The organism is Legionella waltersii (genome assembly GCF_001468085.1).
Taxonomy (GTDB): Bacteria; Pseudomonadota; Gammaproteobacteria; order Legionellales; family Legionellaceae; genus Legionella; species Legionella waltersii.
The window spans coordinates 76,414-85,510 of sequence record NZ_LNZB01000004.1; the positions used below are offsets into that span (position 1 = coordinate 76,414).

Below are 9,097 nucleotides of genomic sequence, written 5' to 3' on the forward strand. Positions count from 1 at the left end.
GAAACAGCTATCTTTTAGTATTAGTTAAGTCAGGGTCTGCTGAAGGGGTTGGACTATTTTCATCGGTCTGGGCAGACTTTTTGGGTGTAAAAAATCGAACTTGCTCTTGTTCAGTGCTATTTTTAACAGGAGCGCTTGCTGCAGCAACTTGTGATTGCGTTTGACTAGATGGGCTGCCAGTACTAGCCTGCTTGTTTATTGTAACAGTTTCACTCGCTTGCTGAGACTTTATCTGGACAACGGGGCTCCTAAATACCAAGCCATTTGCTGTTACTTGGATCGCTTCATTTGGTTTGTACACTAAGGTAGTGCTTTTTGATGTAGTTGGATCGACATCGGTAAATAAAACGTTTACACTGTCGGGATCCATACCCACTTTATTGCTAAATTCAATTTGTTGCTCGCGGATTGCGCCAGTTCCAAATCGCATAACGGCTTTATCACTGGCAATAATTGTGGTACTTATCCCTGATTTAGCAAATTCTTTGGCTAATTTATGCGCGAAACTACTGTCGGTTGATCCCTCACTTTTTGCACCATAACAGATGCTTAAAACGATTGTTATATGACTGCCCTTTTTCAACCCTGCTTCTTTAGCAAAGCTAACTATTTCTGCTGGACCTCTACTAATCTGTTCGCTGAACTCATCAGTAACATAATTTCCTGAGATTTCTTCCGTATCTGGGCTTGAATGCCCAGTGATCACCAAGAGCCCGTTATTGCCTATGTGCCTGGATAAAACTCGTGAAGCTTCAGTTCGATTTCCTTGTGATCTTACAACAACAAAGGGGGCTGTCTGTAAAGCCGATGCTATAGCTAGCCCAGTATGACCATCCCCTGGATTTGTTACATTTTCTGCATTTGTTTCTATGTAGGATTCAACCTGATCAGGTGTAAAAGCAGCTTTCTCCATATCAAGAGATTGTAAGCTTAATACCGCCCTAAGATCAGGAGCTGATTCATTATCTTTCTTAAATTGCTCCCATCGTTGGTACCCCACAAAATTTGGAAGATGATCTTTTAATACTTTTTCGAGAAAATGATTTCCTCTGCCTTTGAGAGAATAGGGAATTAACACATTTTTCGAAGGCGTTGAGTCAGAAGAAAAGTAAGTCAAACAAAAGTAGCCCTGTTGCGAGGCTTGGCGAACAACAAAGGGGATGCTTGGATTATCAGTTAAAAATTTTTCAGCGGTTGTTCTGTCATAGTCTAGGTGAAAGACTTCTCCAGATGCTTCGGGAATAATTCGTAGAAGGTTTTCTTTCACTTTTTCAAAGCATCTAGCTTGCACTATTACTTCAAGAGATTTATTTATTTGACGCATCCCAGTTTGAGACTGCTCCCAGAAAGTAAACTCCTCTTGGTCTGAAGTAGGGTATTTAACCAATACATTGCTTGATGCCTTTGAGTTAGAAAAAAAGTAAGTTATACAGAAGTACCCTTCTTGGGCAGATTCTCTGAGAACAAAGGGAGTATCTGGATGTTTTTTTAAATATTTTTCGGCTTTACTACGGTCAAAACCCTCTTGAAATACCGCATCTGGAATTTTTGGTACAATTCCCTTAATTTTGGTTTTTAATCCATTAAAATGTTCAGTTTTATCGCGCATAACGTTAAACACATAGGTAGCATATTATACATTATAGGCGATTTAAAAACATAGTAGTTCGTAGCTCATACCATGAGCAACAAATAGGAAATGATAAGGATGAGCGTGCTGGTCAGGTAAGGATATTTATAGGCTTTGTGATTTCGTCTACGATGAATCCAATCCATAATATGAACCGGTACTACGGATAGGAAGGTTAACAACACAACCAATGCTAAGCTGGTTGCATACTGATGAGCAGGAATTAGTTTGACTAAAATCATGAGTATTTTTTGCAATACTTCACGAATATAAATAATGACCCACAAAAACTCCATATTAAAACTGTATATTAACCAAGATCCAGCTGCCAAGGGTAAAATTAATTTAGCCCCTTTAATGGCGAAAATGCGTTTAATAGTTCGAATAAATTCCTGCGAAAAGAAAACAAAAATGGCCGCTAAGCAGATCAGCAAAGCTAGTGTTGCTTCCATTATTAATCCTTAGTTCCCATAGAGTTAATGCCTTTTCTCTTCCAAAAATTCCCAACGGACAAAAAACTGGCTCAACAATTCCTCTTGTTTGGCCAACTGCTGAGTCACTTCCGCAATCTTCTTCTCATCTTGCTCATAAAACTCTGGTTTTGCCATGATTTGGTGGATTTCAGCTATCCTTTTCTCAACAGTTTCAATTTGTTGAGGCAGTTTAGATAATTCACGCTGCTCTTCATAGGATAGTTTCTTTTCAGGATTAGATAAAGTCGTCGCTTTAGTTTGGATGACTTTTGGCTTTTGCTCCTGTAGCTTGCTCTTGTAGAGTTTATAGTCCTCATATCCCCCAACGTACTCATTAAATTGCCCATTTCCCTCGAAAACCAATACGCTAGTCACTACTTGGTTTATAAATGCTCTGTCGTGGCTGATTAATAGTAAAGTGCCGGGATATTCAATCAATATATTTTCCAATAACTCCAAGGTTTCTATATCTAAATCGTTCGTTGGTTCATCCATTACCAATAAATTCACAGGTTTTGCAAATAGTTTTGCTAAAAGGAGTCGGTTTCGCTCTCCTCCTGATAATGACGAGACGGGTTGATTAAAGCGCTCTGAAGAAAATAAAAACTCTTTCAAATAGCTAGCAACGTGTTTTTGTTTGCCATTGATGGTCACGTGATCAGCACCGTCACCGACATTAAACATCACGGTCTTGTCTTCTATTAATTGGCGTCTAAGCTGGTCAAAATAAGCTACCTGCAGGGTGGTTCCTAGCTTGATTGTCCCGGAGTCCGGTTGCAGTTCACCCAGCAACAAACGAACTAAAGTGGTTTTCCCACAACCATTTGGACCAATAATTCCCAATTTATCTCCTCGAGTAACCAATAAAGAAAAATTGGATATAATTGACTTTCCAGAAATACTGTAAGTGACTTTTTCAGCTTCAATAACCATTGAACCAGAACGAGATACATCTAAGCTTAATGATTTAACCGTGCCTTGTTGATTTCTCCGTGCATTATACTCTTCACGCATCGCCTTTAATGCTCTAACACGTCCCTCATTGCGCGTTCGTCTTGCTTTGATTCCCGTCCTGATCCACGCTTCTTCTTCAGCGAGTCGCTTATCAAATAAATCATTTTGCTTTTGCTCACTAAGCCGAATGGATTCACGTCTGTCTAGGTAAGTTTCGTAATCACATTGATGGGAATAGAGCTTCCCTCTATCGATTTCAAGTATTTGGGTAGCCACTTGCTTCAAAAATTCTCTATCATGGGTAACAACCACAACACTTCCAGAGAACGATTTTAGGTACAGTTCAAGCCATTCAATAGCATCCATATCCAAGTGGTTCGTTGGTTCATCCAGCAATAACAACTCTGGCTCTGCAATTAATGCAGCCCCAAGAAGCACTCTTCTCTTTAATCCCCCAGACAAATTAAGCATACGATCTTGGACAGGAATACCTAAGTGACTGGCCATGGTTTCAACTTTTGGCAAATAATGCCATAGATTCATGTTATCCATGCGTTGTTGACATATGGCGAGTGCATCCATATCTCCAGTCTTAGACAGCTCATAGAAACTGGACAATACCTCCCCTGCATCGCCTAAATTTTTCACCATAAAATGATATACAGATTCGTCTTCCTCAACTGGAACTTCCTGAACCAAACCTGCAACTCGCAGACCAGATTGCACTTTCATTTGTCCGCTGTCCAACAGCAAATCACCTTCTAATAATTTGAGTAAAGTGGATTTACCTGCACCGTTACGGCCCACTAAAGCTATTCTATCTTGAGGCTGTATCTGTAGATCAGCTTTATCAAGTATGTAATTACCCGCTAAAATTAAGGTGGCACTATTTAGTGAAACAATACTCATGGATTTACTCTATAAAGAAAGATAATCATCTTTTAATAATCAGTCGCTTATCCTGCTGAACGATATGAAATCGCGATAGCACATTCATTCCAAGCAAAACAGTATCGTCCTCTCCCCCAGGAATGATCACTGCTTTTACATCCTCCAATTTAAACTCACCAAATGTGAGTTTTTCTAGACGAGTTAGGTTACCGGTTACTTCACCATTGGCAGTTTCTAAAGTGATGGGGTATCGCCCAGAAATATGGATTTTACTTGCTAACTCTTCAGGAATTGCAACTAAACTAGCTCCGGTATCCACTAAAAACTCCACTGGATACTCATTAATACTTCCCTTGATGTGATAATGTCCATCTTTATCTGCACTGATTGCAAGTTCTGATGAGCTCGATAAATAAACCTTGCTTTCCGCTTTATCGTAATAATAAAAAAATAAAAATAAGCCTATAAAAAAGATTATCCATGCAATCAGAAACATAACACGCCCAGTACGGGCGTATTGATCATCATTCATAATAGTCAATCGACTCAGCTAGGTAGCACCATTATCCCATCTACTTCTACTTTTGAACCGCGCGGCAGTGCGGTAATACCAATAGCAGCACGAGCAGGAAAAGGTTCAGAGAAATAGCGAGACATGGCTTCATTGACTAAAGGAAAATGACTTAAATCAGTGAGATAGACATTCAGCTTTACAACATTAGCTAAACTACCGCCCGCTGCTTCACAGACTGCCGATAAATTTTCAAAGACTTGAGTAATTTGTAATTTAATGTCTTCACTACAAATCTGCATGGTTGCAGGATCTAAAGGTATTTGTCCAGAAAGATAGACCGTTTGGCCTGAGCATATGGCTTGACTGTATGTGCCTATTGCTTCTGGTGCTAGTTTGGTATTAATCGGACGCATTAATTTTCCCCTTGCTTTTTTCTGTATAAACGCATAACGACTTTATTTGCCCTTAAGCGACGCATGACTTTGGCTAAATGACTTCTGTCTCGAACGCTAATGGAAAAAGTAACGGCATTATGACGCCCATCTCTGGGATCCACATTGATATTACCTATATTAGAATCCGATTCAGAGATAGCGGTTGCCAAAGCAGCCAATACTCCACGTTCATTAGCCACTTCAACCGTGATATCAACCCAATATTCTCCTTGCACCTGCTCATCCCAACGCAAAGCGATAAATTGCTCTGGATGGTTGCGCAAGCTCTTTAGGGTGGGACAATCACTAGCATGAACAATAATTCCACGTCCTTGCTGGAACTTTCCAACAATATTATCTCCGGGGATTGGCTGACAGCATTCCCCAAAATGAACCACCATGCCTTCAGTGCCTTTAATTGCAAGTGGCTTAGCTTTGCCACCCTTTTCTAACTCAGAGGTATCCTGTGATACTACTAAGCGCTTGGCAATAACCATTGGCATTTGATTACCTATACCTATAGCATAAAGTAAATCATCTATTGCTTTATAATGTAAATCACTGAGTAAAGCCTGTAAGGTTTCCGGAGGAATTTTTGCAAAATCACTGGATAAATCAATTAATGATTGCTCAAGCAATCGCTTACCCAAAACAATGGACTCCGCATGTTGTTGACTCTTCAGGAAATGACGTATATTGGATCTGGCCTTACCAGTAACCACAAAATTGAGCCACGCTGGGTTTGGTTGTGCACCTGGGGCTGTAATTATTTCAACCGTTTGCCCATTTGATAAAGGAATACTCAATGGAACTAAGCGTCTATTGACTTTAGCAGCAACGCAACCATTCCCAACACCTGAGTGTACGGTGTAGGCAAAATCAACAGGTGTTGCTCCTTTGGGTAATTCCATAATATGGCCTTTAGGAGTAAATACATAAACTTCATCTGGAAATAAATCGATCTTAACGTTCTCAATAAATTCGAGCGAGTTCCCTGTGCTACGTTGCATTTCCAACAAACTTTGCACCCACTCTCTAGCTCTTAATTGAGCTTCGTTAACTTCTAAACCTGAAGACTTATAAATCCAGTGGGCGGCAACGCCATTATCAGCTACTTTATCCATCTCTCGTGTACGAATTTGTACTTCAAGAGGAACTCCAAATGGACCAAATAATGTAGTATGTAAAGATTGGTAACCATTGGCTTTAGGTATTCCGATGTAATCTTTAAAACGCTGTGGAACTGGCTTATAGGTACAATGCAATGCACCTAGAATACGGTAGCATGAGTCTATGTCTTCGGTAATGACACGAAATGCAAAGACATCGGTAATTTCAGTAAATGATGCCTTTTTTTGCTTCATTTTTCGGTAAATGCTGTATAAGTGTTTTTGACGTCCAAAGACTTGTTCGTAGGGTATATTCAGCTGAGACAAAGCATGTTGAAGGTCTCTTTCTATTGTTTGAGTTAATTCTTTTCTATTACCTCGAGATTTTTCAACCGCAGATTTGATTGCTCTATAGCGCATTGGGTGTAATGCTTGAAATCCTAAATCCTCTAGACCAACGTATATCGAGTGCATCCCTAGTCGATTGGCGATAGGTGCGTAGATTTCTAGGGTTTCTATAGCTATTCGACGACGCTTTGCGGAAGGCATTGACCCAAGGGTGCGCATGTTATGCAATCGATCAGCCAATTTAACAATAATAACTCGAATATCCTTAACCATGGCTAGGACCATTTTTCGGAAATTCTCGGCCTGTGCTTCTGCTTTAGATTCAAACTTAATTTTAGTTAATTTAGTGACTCCATCCACTAAAGCGGAAACCTCTTCACCAAACTTGTTTAAAAGCTCTTCTTTACTAATGGATGTATCTTCCACTACATCATGCAACAGGGTAGCCATTATGGTTTGGTAATCCAGGCGCATTTTGGCCAAGATCAACGCGGCGGCTACTGGGTGGGTGATGTAGGGCTCTCCGGACCGGCGCATTTGGCCATGATGTGCCTTTTCTGCGACCAAATAAGCTTGGTAACACTTCTCAATTTGTGCTTGTTCAAGGTAGCATTTAAGCTCTTCATCTAGCTCTTTAAAGTAGCTCACGCAGTACTCCCTAGTATCCAACATGGCTATTTATACCTCTCGTCATTCAAATAAATGATATGATGTGCTGCTCTTATTCCCTATTCTTCTTACAAATACCTTAAAACGATTTACAAGAGGTACATAAATAAAAGTCGAATGCCTGTAGTACAAATTCACTAAAAAAATCAATCTTGATCCAAGATATCCGCACGAATATGACCTTCAGCTATTTCCCTTAAAGCAACAACAGTCGGTTTATCGTTTTCCCATTCTACCATTGGTTGCTCGCCATGCACTGCAATTTGTCTTGCTCTTTTTGTTGCAACCATCACCAATTCGAAACGGTTTTTTACATGTTGTAAACAATCTTCAACTGTTACTCGTGCCATACAATCCACCCTTAAGTTAGTAAAACCAATACTCAAACCCTTTATTTTACTTCGATGATAACAGGAATGAAAGTAATTTCGCTTGTTTATTTACTTGTCTTTCAATTTTCAACCTATTTGCAATCACAATAGACTGTAATTCCAAGGCTGCCCTGTCGAAATCATCGTTTACAATCAAGTAATCAAACTCAGGATAATGACTCATCTCGTCTTTGGCTTTATTCATACGCTCACTGATCACATGATCTTTATCCTGTCCCCTTTGCATCAATCGCTGCTCCAACACCTCCAATGAAGGTGGAACAATAAAAATACTGACCGATTCTGGGTAATTACGCCGAATTTGCTCAGCTCCCTGCCAGTCAATATCCAGAACCACATCAATTCCGTGTTCAATACGTTTCGTGATTTGTTCAACGGAAGTTCCATAAAAAGAATTGAAAACACTGGCATGCTCAATAAATGCATTCTCATTAACCATGTTTAAAAATGTTTCTTCACCAACATAAAAGTAATCAGAAGCTTCTTTTTCCCCTGGTCTTTTAGCTCTCGTTGTATGAGAAATAGAGACTTCAATACCCTCTAGAGTTTCAACCAATTTTTTAACCAAACTGGTTTTTCCACCTCCTGATGGTGCAGCAACAATGTATAAATTACCCTTATCATTACCCTGCATAATAATCACTCAAAATTTTGAATTTGTTCACGCATTTGTTCAACCAGTACCTTCATCTCAACAGCACTTTGAGTTAATTCCACATAATCTGATTTTGAACTTAATGTATTTGCTTCACGATTAAGTTCTTGCATTAAAAAGTCCAATCGTCTTCCTATCACTTTATCGTTTTTTAGGGTTCTTTCAACTTCAGCAATATGTGTTTCCAGTCTATCCAACTCTTCACTTACATCCAAGCGAGTTAATATTAAAGCGATTTCTTGTTCAACTCTTGCTTCAGGAACTTCCATCTGTACAGTCTGTAATTTTGTTAATAATTTATCCTTAGTTCTCCTGGACATATCACTTACAATTTGCTTAGATTTTTGAACTTCAAGGAATAAGGTCTTGATTCTATTTTCCACATGGGCGACTAATGCCTTCCCTTCAAGTTCCCTAGCCTCGCATAATTTGTCTATAGAGTCCTGAAACAACTCCAACACTTGCTTCCCTAGCTCCTCGACATCAACCTGATTCACGCTAACAACACCTGGCCATGAAAGTACTTTACTCACCGTCATGTCATTTGCCAACTGATGAGAGGCAGCAATCGCATTACTTGTATCTAGTAATGCATTTATCATACCTATATTTATAAGCATAGACTGATTATTGGAACTTGTGTCTTGATACTTCAACTGGCACTCTAGCTTTCCTCTGTGTATTTTATCCCTTAGAGAAGCTCTTAAAGCAGTTTCTAAGAAACGAAAAGAATCCGGTAAACGGAAGGAAACGTCTAAATAACGGTGATTCACCGACCGGATTTCCCAGCAAAAATGACCAGTTTCCACTTGTTTTTGTGACCTCGCAAAAGCTGTCATGCTTTGAATCATAAACACACCTCACTTTAACCAAGCGCGACTATACCTTAAATTGGAATGAATGCCCAGATATTGGTAGAAGAGGAATAGGATAATATAAAATCAGGACTTCTAAATAACTCCCAACATCTAATTGATATTTGGAGTAAAATTTATCTGATTTTCGATCAAGCTCATGCCGAACTCAGC

General features: G+C 39.5%; 9 protein-coding genes. All 9 read right to left on the reverse strand.

The annotated features are described in order from the left end of the window. Window positions 1-7: 7 nt before the first annotated feature. Window positions 8-1,609, reverse strand: a complete 1,602-nt coding sequence (locus Lwal_RS00785; protein ID WP_058479026.1) for a hypothetical protein — start codon at window positions 1,607-1,609, stop codon at window positions 8-10. 65 nt (window positions 1,610-1,674) lie between these two features. Continuing rightward, window positions 1,675-2,082 carry a hypothetical protein gene (locus Lwal_RS00790; protein ID WP_058479027.1) on the reverse strand — a complete coding sequence of 136 codons (408 nt, stop codon included), beginning with the start codon at window positions 2,080-2,082 and terminating at the stop codon, window positions 1,675-1,677. A 24-nt stretch (window positions 2,083-2,106) separates the two neighbouring features. Beyond that, window positions 2,107-3,966 (reverse strand): ATP-binding cassette domain-containing protein, encoded by a 1,860-nt coding sequence (locus tag Lwal_RS00795; protein ID WP_058479028.1) that lies wholly within the window; start codon window positions 3,964-3,966, stop codon window positions 2,107-2,109. A gap of 25 nt (window positions 3,967-3,991) precedes the next feature. Further along, window positions 3,992-4,480, reverse strand: a complete 489-nt coding sequence (locus tag Lwal_RS00800; protein ID WP_058479029.1) for a retropepsin-like aspartic protease family protein — start codon at window positions 4,478-4,480, stop codon at window positions 3,992-3,994. Window positions 4,481-4,494: 14 nt separating this feature from the next. Beyond that, complete coding sequence (locus Lwal_RS00805; RefSeq protein WP_058479030.1) at window positions 4,495-4,875, reverse strand: RidA family protein; 381 nt, start codon at window positions 4,873-4,875, stop codon at window positions 4,495-4,497. Next, the gene (spoT, locus tag Lwal_RS00810; protein WP_058479031.1) at window positions 4,875-7,001 is read right to left on the reverse strand and encodes a bifunctional GTP diphosphokinase/guanosine-3',5'-bis pyrophosphate 3'-pyrophosphohydrolase; all 2,127 of its coding nucleotides are present in this window, start codon (window positions 6,999-7,001) and stop codon (window positions 4,875-4,877) included. The genes Lwal_RS00805 and spoT overlap by 1 nt, the downstream gene beginning before the upstream one ends. Before the next feature lie 167 nt (window positions 7,002-7,168). Beyond that, window positions 7,169-7,372 (reverse strand): DNA-directed RNA polymerase subunit omega, encoded by a 204-nt coding sequence (gene rpoZ / locus Lwal_RS00815; RefSeq protein WP_058479032.1) that lies wholly within the window; start codon window positions 7,370-7,372, stop codon window positions 7,169-7,171. Window positions 7,373-7,418: 46 nt separating this feature from the next. After that, entirely contained in the window at window positions 7,419-8,048 is a 630-nt protein-coding gene (gene gmk, locus Lwal_RS00820) for a guanylate kinase (protein WP_058479033.1), read from the reverse strand. Window positions 8,049-8,053: 5 nt separating this feature from the next. Further along, complete coding sequence (locus Lwal_RS00825) at window positions 8,054-8,920, reverse strand: YicC/YloC family endoribonuclease (RefSeq protein WP_058479034.1); 867 nt, start codon at window positions 8,918-8,920, stop codon at window positions 8,054-8,056. Window positions 8,921-9,097 lie beyond the last annotated feature (177 nt).

Bases quoted from the DNA above. Each gene is read 5' to 3' on its own strand.
- Lwal_RS00790 (WP_058479027.1), bottom strand. From the start codon at position 2,082: ATGGAAGCAACACTAGCTTTGCTGATCTGCTTAGCGGCCATTTTTGTT.
- Lwal_RS00785 (WP_058479026.1), bottom strand. From the start codon at position 1,609: ATGCGCGATAAAACTGAACATTTTAATGGATTAAAAACCAAAATTAAG.
- Lwal_RS00795 (WP_058479028.1), bottom strand. From the start codon at position 3,966: ATGAGTATTGTTTCACTAAATAGTGCCACCTTAATTTTAGCGGGTAAT.
- rpoZ (WP_058479032.1), bottom strand. From the start codon at position 7,372: ATGGCACGAGTAACAGTTGAAGATTGTTTACAACATGTAAAAAACCGT.
- gmk (WP_058479033.1), bottom strand. From the start codon at position 8,048: ATGCAGGGTAATGATAAGGGTAATTTATACATTGTTGCTGCACCATCA.
- Lwal_RS00825 (WP_058479034.1), bottom strand. From the start codon at position 8,920: ATGATTCAAAGCATGACAGCTTTTGCGAGGTCACAAAAACAAGTGGAA.
- Lwal_RS00805 (WP_058479030.1), bottom strand. From the start codon at position 4,875: ATGCGTCCGATTAATACCAAACTAGCACCAGAAGCAATAGGCACATAC.
- Lwal_RS00800 (WP_058479029.1), bottom strand. From the start codon at position 4,480: ATGAATGATGATCAATACGCCCGTACTGGGCGTGTTATGTTTCTGATT.